Source organism: Roseimicrobium sp. ORNL1, from assembly GCF_011044495.1.
Lineage (GTDB): Bacteria > Verrucomicrobiota > Verrucomicrobiia > Verrucomicrobiales > Verrucomicrobiaceae > Roseimicrobium.
The window spans coordinates 2128570-2148419 of sequence record NZ_CP049143.1; the positions used below are offsets into that span (position 1 = coordinate 2128570).

Annotated in this window: 14 protein-coding genes; 5 read left to right on the forward strand and 9 right to left on the reverse strand. The window is 59.2% G+C overall.

What is annotated here, in order from left to right:
- Positions 1-17: 17 nt before the first annotated feature.
- The 5 genes from G5S37_RS08540 to G5S37_RS08560 form a co-directional block, all read right to left on the reverse strand.
- Positions 18-890, reverse strand: coding sequence for an alpha/beta fold hydrolase (locus tag G5S37_RS08540; protein ID WP_165202709.1), 873 nt, complete (start codon positions 888-890; stop codon positions 18-20).
- A gap of 174 nt (positions 891-1064) precedes the next feature.
- Complete coding sequence (locus G5S37_RS08545; RefSeq protein ID WP_165202711.1) at positions 1065-2309, reverse strand: response regulator; 1245 nt, start codon at positions 2307-2309, stop codon at positions 1065-1067.
- 35 nt (positions 2310-2344) lie between these two features.
- A complete protein-coding gene (locus G5S37_RS08550; protein ID WP_165202713.1) occupies positions 2345-5023 on the reverse strand; it encodes an ATP-binding protein in 2679 nt (892 codons plus the stop codon).
- Positions 5016-6470: a class I SAM-dependent methyltransferase gene (locus G5S37_RS08555; RefSeq protein ID WP_165202715.1), complete on the reverse strand. Its 1455-nt coding sequence runs from the start codon at positions 6468-6470 to the stop codon at positions 5016-5018. The genes G5S37_RS08550 and G5S37_RS08555 overlap by 8 nt, the downstream gene beginning before the upstream one ends.
- Before the next feature lie 225 nt (positions 6471-6695).
- Positions 6696-7958: a hybrid sensor histidine kinase/response regulator gene (locus G5S37_RS08560; RefSeq protein WP_165202718.1), complete on the reverse strand. Its 1263-nt coding sequence runs from the start codon at positions 7956-7958 to the stop codon at positions 6696-6698.
- A gap of 286 nt (positions 7959-8244) precedes the next feature.
- Between G5S37_RS08560 and G5S37_RS08565 the strand changes: the two genes are divergently transcribed.
- From G5S37_RS08565 to G5S37_RS08580, 4 genes are all read left to right on the forward strand, one after another.
- Positions 8245-8712, forward strand: a complete 468-nt coding sequence (locus G5S37_RS08565) for a response regulator (protein WP_165202720.1) — start codon at positions 8245-8247, stop codon at positions 8710-8712.
- 105 nt (positions 8713-8817) lie between these two features.
- Positions 8818-12924 (forward strand): PAS domain-containing protein, encoded by a 4107-nt coding sequence (locus G5S37_RS08570; protein ID WP_165202722.1) that lies wholly within the window; start codon positions 8818-8820, stop codon positions 12922-12924.
- A gap of 264 nt (positions 12925-13188) precedes the next feature.
- Complete coding sequence (locus tag G5S37_RS08575; protein ID WP_206026361.1) at positions 13189-13905, forward strand: hypothetical protein; 717 nt, start codon at positions 13189-13191, stop codon at positions 13903-13905.
- 44 nt (positions 13906-13949) lie between these two features.
- A complete protein-coding gene (locus tag G5S37_RS08580; protein WP_165202726.1) occupies positions 13950-14597 on the forward strand; it encodes a response regulator transcription factor in 648 nt (215 codons plus the stop codon).
- Between the two features lie 111 nt (positions 14598-14708).
- Here the strand turns inward: G5S37_RS08580 and G5S37_RS08585 are convergent, their stop codons facing one another.
- Entirely contained in the window at positions 14709-15338 is a 630-nt protein-coding gene (locus G5S37_RS08585) for a hypothetical protein (protein WP_165202728.1), read from the reverse strand.
- A gap of 107 nt (positions 15339-15445) precedes the next feature.
- On the opposite strand from G5S37_RS08585, the gene G5S37_RS08590 reads away from it, so the two are divergent.
- Positions 15446-15802, forward strand: coding sequence for a hypothetical protein (locus tag G5S37_RS08590; protein ID WP_165202730.1), 357 nt, complete (start codon positions 15446-15448; stop codon positions 15800-15802).
- A gap of 149 nt (positions 15803-15951) precedes the next feature.
- Here G5S37_RS08590 and G5S37_RS08595 read toward each other — a convergent pair whose 3' ends face one another.
- The 3 genes from G5S37_RS08595 to G5S37_RS08610 all read right to left on the reverse strand — a co-directional run bounded on the left by G5S37_RS08595 (position 15952) and on the right by G5S37_RS08610 (position 19593).
- On the reverse strand, positions 15952-16647 hold the full coding sequence (locus G5S37_RS08595) for a hypothetical protein (RefSeq protein ID WP_165202732.1): 696 nt from the start codon (positions 16645-16647) through the stop codon (positions 15952-15954).
- Between the two features lie 59 nt (positions 16648-16706).
- Positions 16707-17549, reverse strand: a complete 843-nt coding sequence (locus G5S37_RS08600) for an FAD:protein FMN transferase (protein ID WP_165202734.1) — start codon at positions 17547-17549, stop codon at positions 16707-16709.
- 427 nt (positions 17550-17976) lie between these two features.
- On the reverse strand, positions 17977-19593 hold the full coding sequence (locus G5S37_RS08610) for an ABC-F family ATP-binding cassette domain-containing protein (protein WP_165202738.1): 1617 nt from the start codon (positions 19591-19593) through the stop codon (positions 17977-17979).
- Positions 19594-19850 lie beyond the last annotated feature (257 nt).

Sequence of the window (19850 nt, forward strand, 5' to 3'; positions counted from 1 at the left end):
CTAAAACGCAGGATGCATCAAGCAAGATGCTTGCGCAGCCAGGACGCAGTGAGTTCAAACACACGCTCACGGTTGCGATCCAGATGACCCACATGCCCGTTGCCCGCCACAATCTCAAGGCCCTTCACGCACTTCAGGGAGTCGTGCAGGCGATGTGCGGTGCTGATGGGATCAAGTTCATCATCCTCACCCCAAATCACAAGGGTGGGAACCTTGATCTGATCCACGCGTTTGATGGTATTGACGATAAAAGCCTGGGCGGCGCCGGGCAGTGGGAAGGCCGCGAAGGCACGAAGCTTGCCCGGATCCTTTTGCAGACGCTTGTTGATCTCAGGGTCGGAAGCCAGCTTCAGGCCATCCAACATGGAGATCAGGGAAATGCGAAGGTGCTTGCCGGTGAAAAGATGCTTGAGGCCGCCAAGGGCAGACAGGCTGCGCATGAGCACCGAGACACCGAAGGGCAGCGTGTCCATGACGGTGGCATCCAGCGTCACGAGTGCCTTGAGGCGGGTCTCCACCACAGCAGCTTCGAGAATGGCAGTACCACCGGAGGACAGGCCGAAGGCAGCCACGCGGTGGTTGTCTAGATCGACGCGTTGCTCGGTGAAATCGATGGCGGCCTTGATGTCGGAGACCCACTCCTTCATCTGGATGCAGTACTCCGGTCCTTCGCTTTCACCATGACCGTGCATGTCCAGCATCAGCGTGGCGATACCCCGGTGTGCGAGGTACTCGGCCAGCTCGATGTAGTTTTCCTTAAATTCACCGGCGCCATGGCTGACGATGAGCACCGGGTAGGGCGCTTCTTCGTCTTCCACCGGAAGCTGTAGTAGACCTTGAATACGTTGCCCGAGTGAGAGGAAGGAAACCTTCTCCCTGCGGGAGTTCATCGTGGTGGTTGGCGCTGCGGTCATCAGGAAGGGATGAAGATGATGGCTTCACCCAAACATCAGTTTACGATGCCCTGAATAAATACACAGCTTTTAGAAAAGGTCTAACAATTTCAGGTTTAGCGGAAATAATTCGGAGTTGATTCCCAAAAGTGAGAACATCCCCAAGGGAGGCTAATGAATCGGCAACAGCCTCTCCCACAGCGAGTCATTCATCAGCACCTTGCTTACAAAGTCACGAGTGGTGAAGGCCTTTGCCCCTTCTGCGGCGGACACTGGTACGGTCACTTCGAGGTTCAGTCCGCCTCTCTCACCGGAGGTGATGCTGCCGCCCAGATGATGCGCGATGAGGTGCGCGCCAAGCAAGGCAACTGCTGAGGGATGGAGCCCCTCGGGGCTGTCATAGAAGGGGTCAAACACCGACCGCAGCGAGTCGATGGAGAGGCCGGGACCGTTGTCCTGGTACTGCACTGTCACCGCGTCAGCACCGCCTTGAGTCGAGGCAGGCTTGACGGAGAGGGTGGCTTTGGCACCCGGGGTGTCGGCGGTCAGCGCAGCGTCCAACAGCAGGTCGACCAGCTTTCGGAAGGTACCGGCGTCGACATTCACGGCAGGAGCCGAGGCGTCTATCTGGGTGGTGAGTTCCACGCCCTTCGCTGCTGCTGCGTCTTTCTTGGCCGCTGCAGCCTCTTCCACAATCGATGCCGGATTGCTGGATGCCCCAGCCGCCGCTCCTACACCTTGCAGATCGCCCAGCAGAGTGCCGACCTGATTCAGGCGCACGCTGATCTGGTCGTGGAAGTCACGCCAGAAGAGAGGATCGCGGAGGCGGTCCTGAGCGGTATCCACAGGACGCAGGCGTCCGGGCGTCAGTTCCAGGAAGGACTGCACCGCGTGCAGAGGATTATTCAGATCGCGGCTCACGCCGCTGGCGAGCACACCGAGGCTGATCACCCGGTCACTGATGAGCACGTTCTGCAGCACGGAGAGCTTCTCACGCAGCAGTTCGTCACGCTCCTGCTGGAGAATGTAGAACTCCATGGCGCGGTGCAGGGTGTTGCGCATATCGTCCACCTGCAGGGGCTTGGAGATGTAGCGGAAGATGCTGCCAAGGTTCACCGCATCCACGGTCACGCCGAAGTCAGCATAGGCGGTGATGAGCATGCGCACGAGGCGGGGCCGCAACTGGCGGGCGCGCTCCAGAAGGTGCACTCCCTTCTCGCCCGGCATGCGCTGGTCCGTGATGAGCACGCCCAGTTCGTCACCCTTTTCCTCGATGATCCTCAGGCCATCCGCAGCGTTGTTCGCGGTGAGGATCTTGAATTCTCGGCCAAAGGTTTTTTCGAAGTACTTCAAGGCCATCTCCTCGTCATCGACGTAGAGGACGGTGTAGCGCTTCATATCGTAGAAGTTGTGCATGGCGTCGTGGGTTGCTCGGGCGGTTTTTCGGGGGGTTATTCAAACGCTCCCCTCGCGTCAGGGGAAGGGAATTCCAATTCAAATTCGGTAAAAAGACCGGGTTGGCTGCGGACATCAATGCGCCCGCCGTGCTCGGAAACGATGCGATGGCAGATGGAAAGGCCCAGTCCCATGCCGGAGCCGACGTCCTTGGTCGTGAAGAAGGGGTCAAAGACCTTGCTCCGAATCTCCTCGGAGATCCCGGGGCCATTGTCTCGCAGGGTTACCATGACCTTGCTGCCGGCCGGTGCCGCGCTGATGGAAATGAGAGGGGATTCGCCGTCGGCATACTTCTTCGTTCGCATGGCGTCAATGGCGTTCTGGACCAAATTAACCAGCACCTGCACAATCTGATTGCTGTCACCCCGGATTTCCAATCCTTCCGGCACGTTGATCTCCGCGGAAATGCCGTCCTTCCACTCGTGGGAGAAGAAGCGCAGCACCGTTTCCGCCACCGGCCTGAACACGAACACCTGGGTGGTCTCGTGAGTCATGCGGGTGAATCCACGCAGGTCCGAGATGATGCGGGCCACGCGCTTCACGCCATCATGCACGTCCTTGAGGGTATCGGCGAAGTCCGCACGCTCCTCTTCGGGCAGCATCTCCGTCACCTGGCCCAGCAGGTGCAAACCCTGGCTGGCATAGTTGAGGGGATTGTTGATCTCATGGATCAGGCCGGCGCTCATGCGGCCCAGAGCGGCGAGCTTTTCATTCCGCACCATGAGCACCTCGGTTTCCTTCACTTGCTCCAGAGCGGCTTCGAGCTGCTGCTTCTGCACGGAGAGCTCCCTCTGGTAGAGGTGGGAGTCCACCAGGTTCTTCAGGCGCACGGAGACTTCCGTCAGGGAAAATGGCTTGCCGAGGAAGTCGCTCGCCCCGGCCTGGAGGCAGTCCATCTTGGTCTTCTCATCCGCGCGTGCAGTGAGCAGCACGATGGGAATGGAGCGCGTGGAAACACGCTCGCGCAGTTCGCGGCAGACCTGCAGACCATCCTTCTCCGGCATCATCATGTCTGAGAGGATGATGTCGGGCAGGAACTGGGCCGCCTTGTCCACGGCTTGCAGACCATCCACGGCTTCCAGCACTTCGAAGTTGGCGGAGAGCTGACCCTTGAGGAAGCGAAGCATGTCCGGCTCATCGTCCGCGATGAGCAGCTTCGGCTTGCGGCTGCGACCAACGCCGGTCTCGATGGGGCGCAGGCTGGCCTGCAGGGACGTGATGGCGGGGAACAGTTCCGCGCGGCGGTACAGGCTGCTGATCCATTCCTGGGTGGAACCGTTGCTTTCTGCTTCCACGTCCTTTGTCTCCACGGCGTGTTCGGGTTCCTCGACTTCCCCCTCAGGAGCCTCCACGTAGGGCAGTCTTACGGACATCGTCGTGCCCCGGCCCACTTCGCTGGTGGCTTTCACCGTGCCACCCTGGGCTTCCGCGAGTTCTTTCACCAGCGCCAGACCGATGCCCATGCCCTGGAACTTGCGCTGGGAAGAGGTGTCTCCCTGCCAGAAGCGGTCAAAGATGTGCGGCAGCTGGGCGGGATCGATGCCCATGCCGGTGTCCCGGATGTCGAATTCCAACCAGTTTCCATCCCGGGTTGCGTTGAACTCCACCTTGCCACCGGCAGCGGTGAACTTCATGGCGTTGAAGAGTAGGTTGAGGCTGATGCGTTCCAGCTTTTCCGAGTCGAGCTTCGCGGCGCCCAGGCTGGGATCCACGTGTGTCTCCAGCCGGATGCGCTTGTCCTTGGCCATGGCGCGCACTGCCGTGCCGATGCCCTCTACGAATTCCTTAACTTCCACGCGGCGTTCCTTCACCTCCACGCGTCCGGACTCCAGGCGAACCAGATCGAGCAGGTCATTGATGAGCTTGAGCAGGCGCATCGAGTTGCCGTGCATCGTTTCCAGCAGCTCCTTTTGCTCGGCATCAGACTTCGGTTTGGGGTTGAGCATCGCCTCCAGCGGGGCGATGAGCAGGGTAAGCGGCGTGCGGAGTTCGTGGCTGATGTTTGCAAAGAACCGGCTCTTCACCTCATCCATTTCCCGGAGCTTCTGGTTGGTCCGCTCGAGCTCTTCGCGATTTTGATCCAACCGGGAGCGCAGCTCAAACTCCGAGCGCCGCACCCCGTTGTACTGCCAGGTGCCCGCCACGATGATCACACCGGTCAGGATCAGGAAGTACACGTTGTTATAGAAGGTGCCCCAGTCCGTGATGCGTCCGTGGGCCAAGCCTGCTGTCCCGTAGGCAATGAGCGTGAGTAACAAGATGATCACGCTGTCCAGCAGCGGCCATCGCATGACGATGGCGGAGCCCAGCATCACCAGGTTGAGCGCCGCATAGTAGGGGGATACCGCGCCGTCCTTGGAATAGATCATCAGGCACATACAGATCACCGGGACAAACATCGCCATGATGCCCACCGCCCGGTAAAACCTGGTTTCCGGTCTTAGGTGCAGGATCAGCCACAGGATAACGAGCACTCCGGAGGTGGCGAAGCGCATGGGCAGCCACTGCCACATGGTTTCCTGCCCGTACACCAGGATGTCCACGCTGGCGCCCAGCGGCATGAAGGTGCCAGCCAGAATGCAACCCAGCTTGTAGTTGCGAATCCGGATCGGACGCTCGTATGCGTCGAACGAACTCTGCAAGCCGCCTCGCGGCTCTATGGATACATTAGCCATTCTCGGGCTTGCGTACTTCGAGGAAAATGTTCACTCCCGTCGTATCCGAGCTTACCGAGCAGCTTCCAGGCGGCGCACTTTCCGGCGCCAGGCGCAGGAACTGCTGTTTGTTCCGATATACCAGATGCCATTCCACCACATATTCCATCCACAGGCGGGACGGATTGGAGGTATCCACGTTGGTGGCCACGAGCAGGCCCCCAGGCGCGAGCAGATCGTAGAACACCTCCAGGAGCCGGCGGCAGATGCGGTCGGAAAGGTAGTCAAACAACCCGGCGCAGTAGACAAAGTCGTAACCTCCCACCTCAAATCCGGCACCCTTCTTCGAGGATTCCTTCAGGATCTGGTGCACGGAGCGTTTCACAAACTTCAGTTCCGTGCGGCGACGGTGCCGGGTGCGCAGGTCCTCGAGGATGCGCGTGGTGTTGGTGATGGTCTCGTCGTTGAAGTCGAGCAGGGAGATGTCCGCATTATCACTCAGTCCATCGGTGGCGAGGAACTGCTGCACCTCCTTCGCCGGACCGCAACCCAGGTTGAACACCCTGGCCATCTTGCCCTTCTGTGCTGCACGCGAAGTTTCTTCGTGCAGGCGTTCGGTCAGGTAGGTGATGCGGTTTCGGTGGGCCACTACCGGCGGGATGTCGAGGAACAGCCGGTTCAGAATCTTGGCAAACATGGAGCTCCCTTCGTAGGGATCACGCAGCATCATGCTTACCATTTCGTAGTCGCCTGCGTAGCCCAGCGGCTTCTGGAAAATGCGGTACACAAACGGGGAGCACAGCACCAGGGGATGAATCTGTCTCTTGATGTAACTGCTGTGCACCGGCTGCAGTTCCGGGGTGATGCTCACCGCAGTCGTTTCAAACCGTTCCAAAAGCGGAGTCACTGCGGGAAGGATGGGCACTTCCAACTGCCGGATGGTATCCCGCTCTGCGGTCAGGCGATCTCCTGCAGGAAGTGAACGCACGCCCAGTTCCACCTGTTCCATCCACCGACGCAGATCCGAGAGCAGCGTGTGAATGTCCGCCACCACCAGTTTGAAGTCGGGAGCGACCGAGTAGGTCTTCTCCGTTTCACGCAGGAACTCGGCAAACTCAGCCAGCAACCGGTCCTTGTTTTGCGCCGGTGCCAGGATGTCGACATCGATCCATCCTTCATCCGCGAGCGAAGCCTCGCAGATGAGCATGATGCCCGTGTTCACCAGGTTCGCGATGACCGCCCGCCCCGAGTACACCACGCGCTCATTCATGAGAATGCGGAAGTCGTTCAAGACTTCCGAAAGCTGCACAATGCTGTACGGATTGTAGACTTCGAAAACCGCCAGGTAGCGCGTCAGTCGATGCAGCGTGCCGCGAACCTCCGCGCCTTGGCTGTTCCGGCAGATGATGAGACTGAGCCGTTCTCCGCCAGAGGTGTTTATGGGCAGGGGATTTTCAGAATTCTCCATGTTAGCACGCCGTTGGCATCACGCAATCAATGGCAAAAAGAGTGACGGTGGTGGTTGTTGCGATGTTTATACACGTGTCCGTGATCAGGTCCATCTTGCAGCGTGGAAATTTCATGTTTTGCAGTTGTTCAACTGAGGAAATTTATCAGACTGCATTTACAAGGTGCATGCATGGGACCGAGCTGTCGGCAAAGCGGGATCAATGGGTTAGAACATAGCCTTACGTTATGCGTCGGCGTTTGTGTGCCGCGAGTTGAGAAATTGGTTCATGGCCATTTCGAGCTGCTTGATGCCAAATGGTTTTACGAGACAGGCATCCGCTCCTGCGATCATGCATTTGTCTCGCTCTGCGGGTACCGCGAGTCCAGACATGGCGATGATGGGAACCTGTGAGAGCGCTGGATTGCTGTGGGTCCGTATCTTCTGGAGCGCTTCCATGCCGTCCATGATTGGCATGAGCATGTCCATGATCACCAGATCCGGCGTTTCCTGACTGGCCAGTTCGAGCGCCTCCTTGCCGTTGGTTGCTGCCATGACACGGAAGCCCACACTCTCCAGATAGTCGTGAGTGATGTTCCGCAGCACATCTTCGTCATCCACCAGCAGAATCAGCGGAGACTCGGAATGGTGCGTATCTATCTCGCCACCCGCAGGCGAAGACGTTTCTTCGGTATCAGCGATGACGCTTTCCAAAACGGCAGGTTCATGTGAGCTGGTTGTCGAAGGCGAGCATTTCAAGGGAAGGCGGACTTTTACGAGCAGTCCGCCGCCCGGCAGTTCGCACGCGTCGAGCTCACCGCCGTCGTGCAGGGCCAGCAGGGAGTTGATGAGACTGATGCCAATTCCCTTGAGCTTGCGCAGCCGCTCCATCACAGGTGGAGAGGAGACTGCTTTTTCCACGGTTGTTGACTGCAATTCTGATGGGCCTCCCCAGGCGCGGATGAGCAGCACTTGGCCTGGGAGATCGGTACTCACATCCAGGTTCACTTTCCCCTTTGCCGGCACCGTTGCCACCACGCAGCCCAGCGCCTCGGTCATGATTTGCAGGATGCGCTTTCCGTCCCCTTCACCGGTGATGTTTTGAGGAGAGGTCGAGTGCCGCAACGCCAGGGACCTGGCCTCCGCTGGACCCCGCAATTGCCTGGCCGCCTGCGCTGAAATTTCATCAAGCTCAAACGAGGCATTTTGCAGCGCGAGGGTTCCTGCGTGGATTTTCTCCACATCCAAGAATCCATTGATCAACGTCAGCAACCGTTGGGCATTGTCCGCAATGGTGCCAAGTGCTTCGCTTTGGCGCAGACCGATGTCCCCATAAATGCCATCCTGAATGCCCTCCACCAAGGCGAGGATATTGGAGAGGGGATTGCGCATCTCATGGCCGGCACGGGACAAAAACATCCCCCGCTCTCCGTTGTTGGCCACTTGGGGGGCTGGTGAGGCTGAACTGACGGGGGAATCCTTGGAAGGCGAGGCCAGAGTCGTAGTCATTTGTTGCTGCTACTGAGAGAGGACGCGGGGTGGCTTTGGGGGCGCTTGTCAGAAAAAGATGCTTCCGCTGAACTTTCGCTTTGTAAAAAAGCAATGAGGAGGTGCAATGCGGTGCGGTCAAGCAAGGGCAAGGAGTCTGAGCATTCCCTTACCGTGAGATGCGGTTCCGCTTACGCGGACAACTTATCAGAATAAACGAAGTTCATTGATCTTTTAGACGCTGCCGCTGATATTTTATCATTCCTACCCTTCCTTTTCCCAGGTCCACCTTGCCCAAAATTCCCCTGTGAATACCCCCTCCTTGGAATCATCGCAAATCAAGACCATCCTGCTCGTGGAAGATAACGATGGCTACAGACAAATCGTGGCAGCATCGCTGGCCAAGGCGCTGCCCGAGTGCCGGATTGTGGAGGCGGACAGCGTTGCGACTGCCCGCGCAGTTGTGCCTGTGGAATCCCTAAATGTGGCTCTTTTGGATATGACGCTGCCTGACGGCATGGCCACGGACATCATGGAGGGGTGGCAGCCAGCTATTGGAAAGGGGCTTAAGGTGGTGGTTTTCAGCAGCTACGACGCTGAAGAAGTGGCGCCAGCCCTGCAACGGTTCGGGGTGCATGAGTATGTAAACAAGGAGCGCGGCATGAGAGCTCTGGTTCAGGCGGTTCAGACTGCGGTTCAGAGCGTTCCAGAGGGAAAAGACGTGCAAATTGGCCGATCCAGCCCCACCTTAGCGGCGGACAGCCTGAGCCATTGATTGGCATATTGCTGCGTCCCCCCCCCTATTCATTGCCCTACCATGGAAGGTCTGATCACTCGACGTGCTGGAAGCAGCCTCTCGGCTGAGCCGGCGCGCCCTGCCATGGGCTGGGTCCAGGGGGTGTTCGACTGTCTCGGCGATGCTATTTTCATTCACGACGCCTCCACCGGCGCCATCTTGCACGCCAACAGCCGTGCGTGCGAACTCTATGGCTACAGCCCTGGTGAACTGTGCCGCTGCTCAGTAGCAGACATCAGCTCCAACGTATCGCCTTACAGTCAGGAGGATGCCCTGCGCTGGATGCAGCGCACCTTCCACGATGGGATGCAACTCTTCGAATGGCAGGCGAGAGCCCGCTCCGGTTCCCTGTTCTGGGTGGAGGTGCACATGAGCCAGGCGGTGCTGGACGGCCATGTCCGGTTGGTGGTTTCCGTGCGTGACATTTCCCGGCGCAAGCTCGCAGAGCATGCGCTGCGGCAGAGTGAGGAGCGCTTCCGCCTGCTCTTGGGCAGCAGCCGTGATCCGGTCTACTGTCTGAACCTGCAGAGCCTCACCTACGACTACCTGAGCCCTGCGGTGGAGCAGATGTTGGGCCTCTCCATGAATGAGCTCATGGAGGGCGGTCTGCGTCTCTTTGTGTCCCGCATCCATCCGGATGATATGGATGCCCACTGCGCCCGGCTGGACCGCCTGGTGCTGGAGGCCTCTGACGACCGCTACAAGCCCGTGGTGGAGTATCGCTTCCTGAACCGCAGCATGGGTTTCCGCTGGATGAGCGACAGCTGCTCCGTGGTACGCGACCCCTCCGGCAGGCCCACCGCCATCATTGGGAATATTCGTGACGTCACCCTGCGTCGTGAGCATGAGGAAGCGCTACAGAAGGCGCACGCGGCACTGCTCTTCCACCTGGAGAGCAGCTCCCTGGCACTGGTGGAGACGGATGCGAACTTCCGCGTGAAGAACTGGTCTCCGCAGGCCGAGCGCATCTTTGGCTGGAGAGCAGAAGAAGTGCGCGGACGCCTTCTTGCTGAGCTGGATTTCATCCATCCGGAAGATGAGGCCCTGGTGGCTTCGAACATCCGGCGGCTGCAGGAACGCAGTGAATCCCGCAATAGCTGCGTCAGCCGCAACCTGCGCAAGGACGGGCGCGTGCGCATCTGCGAGTGGCACAACTCAGCCATCCTGGATGAGAAGGGGGAGTTGCTGTCCATCCTGTCGCTGGCCACGGACATCACGAATGAACGGCGGATTGAAGATGCCCTGCGGGCCATGGCCCAGGGGGTGGCCGGATCGAGTGACGAAGCGTTCTTCCAGTTCCTGTGCCTGAATCTCGCCCGCATTCTGGAAATGAAGTTTGCCTGCGTGGCCATGCTGGTGCCAGAGCGGGATCGGATGGCGCGCACCCTGGGCTTTGCCGGCGACGGCGTGATCCTGGACAACATGACCTACTCGCTCGTCGGCACTCCCTGCCACAAGGCGTTCGACGGTGAGGTGTGTTACTTCTCCTCTGGCGTGCAGGAGCAGTTCCCGGATGACCTGTACTTCAAGGATCAGGGCGTGGTGAGCTACATCGGCGTGCCGTTGCACAGCGGGGACGGTCGTACCATCGGCATTCTCTCGGCCTTCAGCGATCGGCCGATGGATCAGATCGAGCAGTTCCAGACCATCTTCCAGATCTTTGCCGCACGCGCGGCGGCCGCTCTCGAGCGCCACCTCGCTGAGAGTGCGCTGCGCATCAGTGAAGAGCGCTATGCCCTGGCTGCCAGTGCCTCCGCCGCGGGGGTGTGGGACTGGGATCTGGTCTCCGGTGTGGTGTATTATTCTCCACGATTCCGTGAGATGACTGGATACAGCCAGGATGAGCTGCCCAACACGGTCTATGCCTGGGAGCGCCGCATCCATCCGGACGACCTGCCCATTGTGCGTGAGTCCATGGAGCGGCACCTGCATTTCAAGGAGCCGTACCGGGTGGACTACCGCTTCCTCACGAAGAAGGACGGCTACCACTGGTTCTCCGCCCGTGGCCAGGCCATCTGGAATGCGGATGGTGACCCCTGCCGCATGGCGGGTTCCCACCTGGACATCCATGACTTGAAGATGTCCGAGGAGCGAGTGCGGCGCCTCAACCGGTTGTATGCCGTGGCCAGCGGCATCAATGACGTGATGGTCCGCGTGCGCGAGCCGCAGAGGGTGTTTGCGGCGACCGCCCAGATTGCCGTGGATACGGGCATGCTGAAAATGGCCTGGGTGGCGCTTTATGATTCGGCGTCCGGAAGGGTTGCTGCCATCGCCAGATCCGGTCAGGACCAGGGCTTTGTGAAGCTCGTGTCCGAGGCGCCCGGACTGGTGGAGGAGGGGCTCGGCGTCTGCGGGCAGACACTGCGCACCAGCCAGACGTCCGTCTACAACGACGTCGAAGCGGACGAGTCATACGTCTTCCGGGAGGAAGCCATCAAGCGTGGCTACCGTTCTTGTGCCGCATTCCCCATCAAGCCCGCGGGCAAGTGTGTGGGATGCCTGGTGCTCTATGCGGATGAGCCACACTTCTTCAAGCACGAGGAACTCCGCGTGCTGAACGTGCTCGCGGAGAACCTCTCCTTTGCCATCGAGTCCTCTGAGAAGGAAATGGCGCGCCTGCGTGCGGTGGATGCCCTCGCAGAGAATGAGCGCATGCTCTCCACCCTGCTGAGCAACCTTCCAGGCGCCGCCTTCCGCTGCCGTCAGGACCACGCTCGTACCCTGGAATTCATCAGCGAGGGTTGTACAGAGCTCAGCGGCTATGAGCCTGCGGATCTGATTGGCAACAGCAAGGTCAGCTTTGCCAGGCTGATGCATCCGGATGACCTGCCCACGGTGCAGGGCGCCATCGCGGAGGCGCTCGCGGCAGGCCGCACCTATGAAGCCACCTACCGCATCCATGCCAAGGATGGCAAGGAACGCTGGATCTGGGAGCGCGGGCAGGGCATCTCCTCGGAGAATGGCAGAGTGGATTTCCTGGAGGGCTTCATCACAGACGTCACGGAGAAGCGCCAGCTTGAGTCGCAGTTCCTGCGTGCACAGCGCATGGAGAGCATCGGCACCCTGGCCGGCGGTATTGCCCACGACCTGAACAACATCCTCGCGCCCATCATGATGGCGCTGAGCATCCTCAAGATGAAGCTGGGCGCTCCACGCGACAAGGAGATGCTCAAGACGCTCGAGTCGAACACCAACCGCGGTGCGGACATGGTGCAGCAGATCCTGAGCTTTGCGCGCGGGGTGGAGGGCAAGAGCATCCACCTGCGCCCGAAGAACATCGTCAAGGAAATCGAGCGCATCGTGAAGGAGACCTTCCCGAAGAACATTGAGTTCAAGGTGGCGTATGCCGATGATCTCTGGGAGCTGAATGGCGACCCCACGCAGCTCCACCAGATGCTGCTGAACCTTTGCGTGAACGCACGCGACGCGATGCCCAACGGCGGCATGCTCAGCATCTCCCTGAGCAACACCGTCATTGATGAACGCTACGTCCGGCTCCATCCCGAAGCGAAACCCGGATCGTGCGTGGTCTTTGCGGTGAAGGACACCGGCATGGGAATCCCCCTGGACATCCGCGACCGCATTTTCGAGCCCTTCTTCACGACCAAGGAATTTGGCAAGGGCACCGGTCTGGGCCTGTCCACGACCATTGGTATCGTGAAGTCGCACCATGGGGTCATTGAGGTCGACAGCCAGCCGGGACAGGGGACAGTGTTCCGCATTTTGCTTCCGGCGAGGCCGGGAGGGCCGGAAACCAAGGAGCCTGAGAAGCAGCGGGGGAACCGGAAGGGTCACGGCGAACTGGTCCTCGTGGTGGATGACGAAAAGCCCATCCGGGACACAGGCAGCCACATCCTCGAAACGTTCGGCTACCGCGTCATGACGGCTGCCAATGGGGCGGAGGCGGTGGAAATGTTCCGGAACAGCAAGGAACGCCCCTCCATCGTTTTTACGGACATGATGATGCCCATCATGGACGGGCCAGCCATGATCCGTGAGTTGCGCAGCCTGGATTCCAGCGTCCGTTTTGTGGGAGCCAGCGGATTGAACAATGAGTTGGCGGCTGAAGCTAGAAGTTTGGGGGTGAGGCACTTCCTGCACAAACCCTACACGACGGAGGACCTCCTGATGGCCCTCGCCGACACCATCGAAGGGGTAAGCGGACCGGTGGTCGCTTCCGTTCATCATTAAGTCGATTTAGTGGCCGGAGCTGCCATGACGGCACTTAAATTGCAATAAGACAAGCATCTAAAGTGAGGCCCTACACGGTTCATTTAACATAAGGTCCTATTTAGATGTCCCAGTGCATTTTAGTGCTTTCATAGAGCCCATAATTTCCCGGTAAGCGCACCAAAGCTTCGCCAACGAAGTTTGGTGTTTCTATGCTTTCCTTTTCTTTAGCGCTAATTTAGTCTTGCAGGCAAACCCCTCATGAACGTAGCACCGCCAGTCCCTATGCAGGTAGACGAGGATGGTGTGACCGACGGCACGATGATCGAGGCGCTTTGCGCAGATCTTCCATGCATGGCTGTAGGCGAACTTCTGGCGGAAGACGACCGCCGCCGTCTCTCGCTGGCGCAGCATCTCCACAGGGATGTGGCAGGCGGCCTGGTGGTATGCACCACGCTCAATGAGATGGCCCGTATTGGCTGCGAGCAGGGCGATGACCTTGCGACCATCAAAGAATCTCTCGCTAAACTGGAAGGCTCCCTCAAGCAGACCATCCAGGTGGTCCGTGAGATTACCGAGGAACAGTATCCGCTGGCGCTTAAAGCCTTCGGACTGGCCTTTGCCCTGGACAAGCTTGCCAAGAAGATGAGCGAGTCTGGAGAGGCGGAGGTCAGTGTGACCGTTGAGGGGAATGAGTTCTCCCTTCCCCTGGAGAAGCGCCTCAGCGTCTATCGCGTTCTGGAAGCCCTCGCTGGCAGATGCGTACGGAGCGGTCTTGCTTCCATGGTTTCCATCCACTGCCGTTTTTCAAGCGGCGAACTGGAATTCGTGCTACTACATGATGGTGATGCTCCGGTGGTGGCCGCAGATGCCGCCGATGCAGAACTCGCCTGGGTCAAGGCGCGCATTGCCGTCCTGCCTGCCCAGCTTTTTGTTTCCTCCGCGGATCCGGATGGTGCCAGCACCCTCCGCCTGCGCCTGCCAGTTTCAACTCAGTCTTGATGATGACCCCACCTGCTCAAAACTCCCCTTCAATGACTCTAAACATGAAAACAGGATCCAACTTCAACATCCTTGTGGTTGACGACCATGCTCTGGTACGTGAGGCCTTTGCCTCCATGCTGCGCAGAGAATTCCCCGACGCCAACGTCGAGGTCACCGGCTCGTGCACGGAAGCGCTCGGCGCTGCTCGTCGCAATAACTATGAAGTTGCCCTCGTGGATATCGAGCTCGGCGACCGCTCTGGCATGGAGCTGACCATGGAACTCCGCACCCTGCCGAATCCCCCGGTGGTGATCGCTGTGTCCGTGCATCAGGAGTCGACCTTTGTCTCCCGCTCCATGCAGCTTGGCGCCAAGGCCTATGTGGCCAAGGACGCTCCTTCCTCCGAACTGTTTGATGCCATCCGCTCCACGCGCGACGGCCGCTCCTACATCTCCAAGGACCTCGCGGAAAAGTATTCCCAGGATACCCGCGCGAAGAATTCCACCCCGCTCGCCCATGAGCGCCTCTCCAACCGTGAGCTGGAAGTCATGCTCCAGATCGCCCGCGGCAAGACGCCCAAGCAGGTCGCCAGCGACCTCTGCCTCAGTCCGAAGACGGTGGCCGTGCACAAGCACAACCTGTGCTGCAAGACCGGTCTCCGCACCACGGTGGACATTCTCAAGTACGCCCAGACCCACGGTCTGGTGTAAGAAGGGGGATCTGACGATTCTTGTAGGCCGGGTAAGTCCGACCATCTGACTACTGACTGAGTGAAAAAAGCCGCCGGGAGACTGGCGGCTTTTTTGTGCTCAGAGCGGGCGTCAAACCTGGAACGCACCGGCATGGGTCTGCCGAAGCAATGCCTCCACCGATTTGGCATCATCAAGGCCAAAGAAGCCGATGTCACGATATACCGATCGGCCCTTGCTTCCTTTGGAGGCCTCGCGCTCGAAGATAATTTCCCCGTGTCCGTGTTTGTCTTCACGCCGGATCACGGTTGCCAGGCGCTCACCGGTGAAGGACTGGATCGTGCGTTTCCTGTAGCGGGCTTCAATGAGCAGTGCCCTGCGATCGGTGATGACATAGATCGTACGCCGTGCCTCCCACCAAGCCCAAAAAGGCGACAAGACGATGTTGCCTGTGAAGAGCATGAACATGCCGCCCATGAAGATACCGCCCCAATTTGGCCACACGCCCATAGTCCAGAAGGTGGCGAAGGCGAAAAGGAGAATCCCTTGGAGAAATGCGCTCAACGAAGCCTTCACCCGGCTGGCTGGCACGGGCATGGCCTGCCAGATGACTCGTTCGCCAGATGCGAGTTCGCGTTCGAGCAACTGCAGCAGGAAAGGAGGCACATGGTTGGTCATCTCTGTCGGGAAATCGAAACAGAGTACATCATACGAAATGCAGCGGACGGTGCAGAAAAAAACTTGGCTTCCTTGATGACGCAAGGGGAGTGCTCGCGAGGTGCGAGCACTATCTCACCCTTTGTTGTCTCGCACTGCTCCCTGGGGGGGGGAAGAGTGTTCTTCAGGTGTCCTCGTTAGGTGATCCTAAGATGAAATTGCGTGACAAGCTCGCGGATGGCTCCCTCGAGCTGCGCGTCTCCCGTCCACACGTCCACCAGATCTCCCTCCCAGAATTGTATTGTCACTGCTCCGCTGGGAAGATAAAGATACGCACTCCACCCAAACAGGATGGACAGATAGCAGTGGCCAATCGCTTCCGCTTCTTCCTGTTTGCCGAACAAGTGGCCGGGCGCATCAATCAGGTGCCTCCGATCACCGTGACCTCGTCTGAGGCCTGTGATGATTGCCATCTCATCTGGTTCGTAGAGGGGCCAGTCGGAGAATACCACGAGGGCGCCGTTGAATTCGCCGAACGTTCCAAACAGCCGCCGCACAAGGGCGGATAGGGCTCCTCTTTTTTCCGGCGTTTCGAATTGAAGGCGGAACGCCCGGTGTGCCTCCTCTTTTCGGTATGGTTCCTCAATGATTTGGTGTTGCCGGAGCCACTCGGAGCATTGGGGCTGGGTAAGGCACTGCATCTTGCGAAAGGATGTATTCAAGCCAGCAGCATCGCTCGCAACAGCAACAGTGACTCGTTTTCAGTCTGAGTTGGGAATGCGAGATCCACGAGTGCTTTCCAGCGATCATGCAGCTGGTCGAAGCCCGTGCATGTCCATAGAAACTCTCCGGTGCTATTGTTTCTAGTAGAGCGACTCTCTTCCGCGATCAAGCGATCGCACCATACCTGTATATCGGCGTCTGGCACGTGGCCCATGAGAGCGAGGAGAAGCTGGCCCAAGGTGAGGAAGGGCTTCTCGTCTTCTCCCCAAAGAACATTGTTGGTGGAACGGTGCAGTTCACCGAATACGGGATGGAGCAAGCTCAGGAGCTCTGTGTCGCCCAAGGCGTGGGCATCATCCAGCAACGCGATGGCGGTGTAGTTGGCTGGCATCGTTTCACTGGGTCCTTCATCGCTCAAATACAGCATCACTGCGACGGCATTGGTAAAGATACGGAAACGACGAAACCGCTCGGGGGCTCTCTCTTCTTCCGCCTTTCCCCAGAGTGTGAGGTTGATGGTTTCCGTGAGCTCGAAATTCGACGAAGTGGGAGGTCTTCGACTTTTGAGGATGGAGGTGAACTCCCTCACGTATCCGGGATAGCCCGGGTCATCAGGGCAGTAGTTCGCGATGTCCTTCGGAGTTACGAAGTGCAATGCATGCGCGAAAAGCTTCCAGTCGGCAGAAGACATGAGTAGTCCACCTTATTTGCTGCGTCTGCATATGCAGCAAAAACCGGAAGCATGGTTGCTCACGCCGCCGCCGGAAACCGTACCATCTCGCCCTTCGATGTGACAAACACTGCGCTGGCTTTTTCTTTTGCGAGCAGTGATTGCCAGGACTGCGGTTCATCAAACAGCACCACCCAGGCGAGGGCGTCGGCTTGCACGCAGGTGTTGGCGAAGACGCTCACGCTCACGTTCGACTTCATTGGCTTGAGCGTGCGGGGGTGCAGGATGTCGCTCACCCTTTTCCAGTGATGCCGGCGATTGGCGATGCAGGCAGCGGTGGTGGAGACGGCGGGGCCGGTCACTTGCGCGTGAAGCTGCACCTGCTGCGATGCCACGGGGGTGCCGATGGAGAGATTGGAGGGACGGGTACCGATGAAACGGATGTCGCCTCCGGCATTGATGGTGGCTCGCTGGACGTTCTGGGAGGCGAGCAGGTCGGCAGCCTTGTCCACGGCATAGCCGCGGGAGATGATGCTGAGATCCAGCGAGAGCTGGCGGCGGAAGCTCACGCGGCCATCACGGTGCAACACGATGTCGCGGAAGTTGCCCTTCAGTTCTTCCTCAGGTGCCGGAGGTGACGCGATATCGAAGATGCCCTCTGAGACACGGCTGAGGCGCACGGCTTCGCCAATGACCTCACGCGTCCACTCGTTCACCGGCAGCGGATGGAGGTGGCCGCAGGCATTGAGGCGCGAGAGTTCGCTGGAGGGGTCATGAAAGCTCATCAGCGACTGCACCCGTGCAATCCGCCCGAAGGCAAGCTCGGCCATGGCTTCCAACTCCCGCTCGGGAAGACTGGGGTCGGACAGGGAGATTTCCACGAAGGTACCCAGCAGTGGACGGCTGCTCTTGATGAAAGACATGGCGGGGAGGGTAGGAAGGGCCGGAACGCAGGGGTTGGTTGATAGAATGTTGGCAGGGATGGCGGAATGCGCAAGAAGATAATGAGACTCGGTCGCAATTGTAAAATGAAGAGTTGGGCGATGTTGAGGTCCGAGGGCTCTATTTCGCTGGGAATCGTGGGTGTGGTCGCGTGCGTGGGATTCAACACGGAGACACAGAGACGCAGAGGAAACTTCGGAGATTGGGGCTGACGAGTGGGAGTGACGTGGCTCTGCGAGAATGGAGAGCGGCCTTTCCAGGCCGCCGTGTGCCACTTGCGGGGACGCGTACAACTGGCGGTCGTCAACATGCAGCACCACCAGCCCGCTTCTGCGCACCATGCGTGAACAACCCAGCGGCCTGGAAAGGCCGCTCTCCTTTGCGTGCGTGCTAGCTTCGCCTCGCTCCTTACAGCGACGCAATTACTGCCGCGCGTGCATCTTCTTCGGCCACGCCAGCCTTCTCCAGGTAGTAGTCATAGCCACCAGCATAGGGCATGACCTTGCCGTTGTTGATGTGCAGCACCTTCGTCGCGATCGACCGGATGAAGTGCACATCGTGGCTGATGAAAACCAGCGTGCCTTCGAAGCGCTGCAGGGCGAGGATGAGGCCTTCGATGCTCCAGATGTCCAGGTGCGTCGTAGGCTCGTCCATCAGCAGGATGTTCGGCGGGTCCACGAGGAACTTCACGAGGTTCACGCGGCTCTTCTCACCACCGCTGAGCACCTTGGTCTTCTTGAACACGTCTTCGCGCTTGAAGAGGAAGGAGCCGAGGATGGAGCGGATGTCGTCGTCGCGCAGTTCCGGTGAGGCATCGCGCACCTCTTCGAGAATGGTCTTCTCAGGATCGAGTGTGTCCGCGCGGTGCTGGGAGAAGTAGCCGAGCTTCGTATTCGTTCCGAGGCGGCGCTCACCCTTCTGAAAGGGGATGATGCCGGCGAGAATCTTCAACAGCGTGGACTTACCAGCGCCGTTTGGTCCCACCAAGGCAGTGCGCTCGCCGCGCTCCACATCGAGGTCGAGGTTCTCGTACACTTTCTTTTCCCCATACGCCTGGTGAATGCCAGTGAGGCCGATGACGCGCTGGCCGCTGCGGGCGGGCTGGGGGAAGTTGAAGCGGAAGGCTTTTCTCAGCGGCTTGGGCTTGTCGAGTTTGTCCATCTTCGCGAGCTGCTTCTCGCGGCTCTGTGCCTGCGCGGCCTTGGAGGCGACGGAGCGGAATTTGTCGATGAAGTCCTGAATTTGCTCGATCTCGCGCTGCTGGTTCTTGTACGCCATCATCGCGCGTTCGTGATTCTCTTCGCGCTGCTTGAGGTACTCCGAGTAGTTCCCGCTGTAGGCGGTGAGCTGGCCGTCATCCACCTCGTATACCTGCTCGATGAGCTCGTCCATGAAGTCACGGTCGTGCGAAATGAGGAGCAGCGCGCCGGGGTAGTGCTTCAGGTAGTTGCGGAACCACATGAGGGACATGAGGTCCAGGTGGTTCGTCGGTTCGTCCAGCAGCAGCAGGTCAGGCTCGATGACGAGAAGCTGTGCCAGGTGCGCACGCATGATCCAGCCACCGCTGAACTCACGCGCGGGCTGGTTGAGGTGCTCCGGTTTGAAGCCGAATCCCGCGAGAATCTTCTTCGCCTTCGCCTCGGCCTTGGGGTCCTGCAGGGCATCGTGTTTCGCATGCGCTTCGAGGTACTCCGGAGCGGAGACGTCACTGCGTGATTCGTAGTCCTTCAGGATGGCCTCCAGCCGTTCCATTTCGCCCGCCTTGCCGACGGCGATGTCGAGGATGGTTTCGTTGCCCGTAGGCTCGGCTTCCTGACGCAGGTGGCCCAGGGTCGTCCATTCATCGCGCTGAATCTCGCCCGAATCCGCCGTGTCCTGCTTGAGGATGAGGGAGAAAAGTGTCGACTTGCCGGCGCCATTCGGCCCCACCAAGGCGGCCTTTTCCGCATAGTTGATGGTCATGGCCGCATCCTTGAAGAGGACGCGGTTGGCGAAGGACTTGGTGACTTTGTGCAGCGTGAGCATGTGACCCGTTTCTACTGCGGTCAAAGGAGACGCAGTGCAAGGGGAATGCGGTCAAAACCGCCGCTGGATTCGGAGCAGCCACTGGCCTGGGCGGATGTCACTGCTCATGTGGAGGTGGGAGCGATGATGCCCGGGGTGTCGTAGGCACGGTGATCCATGCTCAGGGCTCGGTCGTGCTGACTGGTTTCATCGTGCCCGACCCCCGATGGGGTTCCTTCTCCTTCTCCTTCTCGGCTTTTCTCCGCTCATTTTGCAAT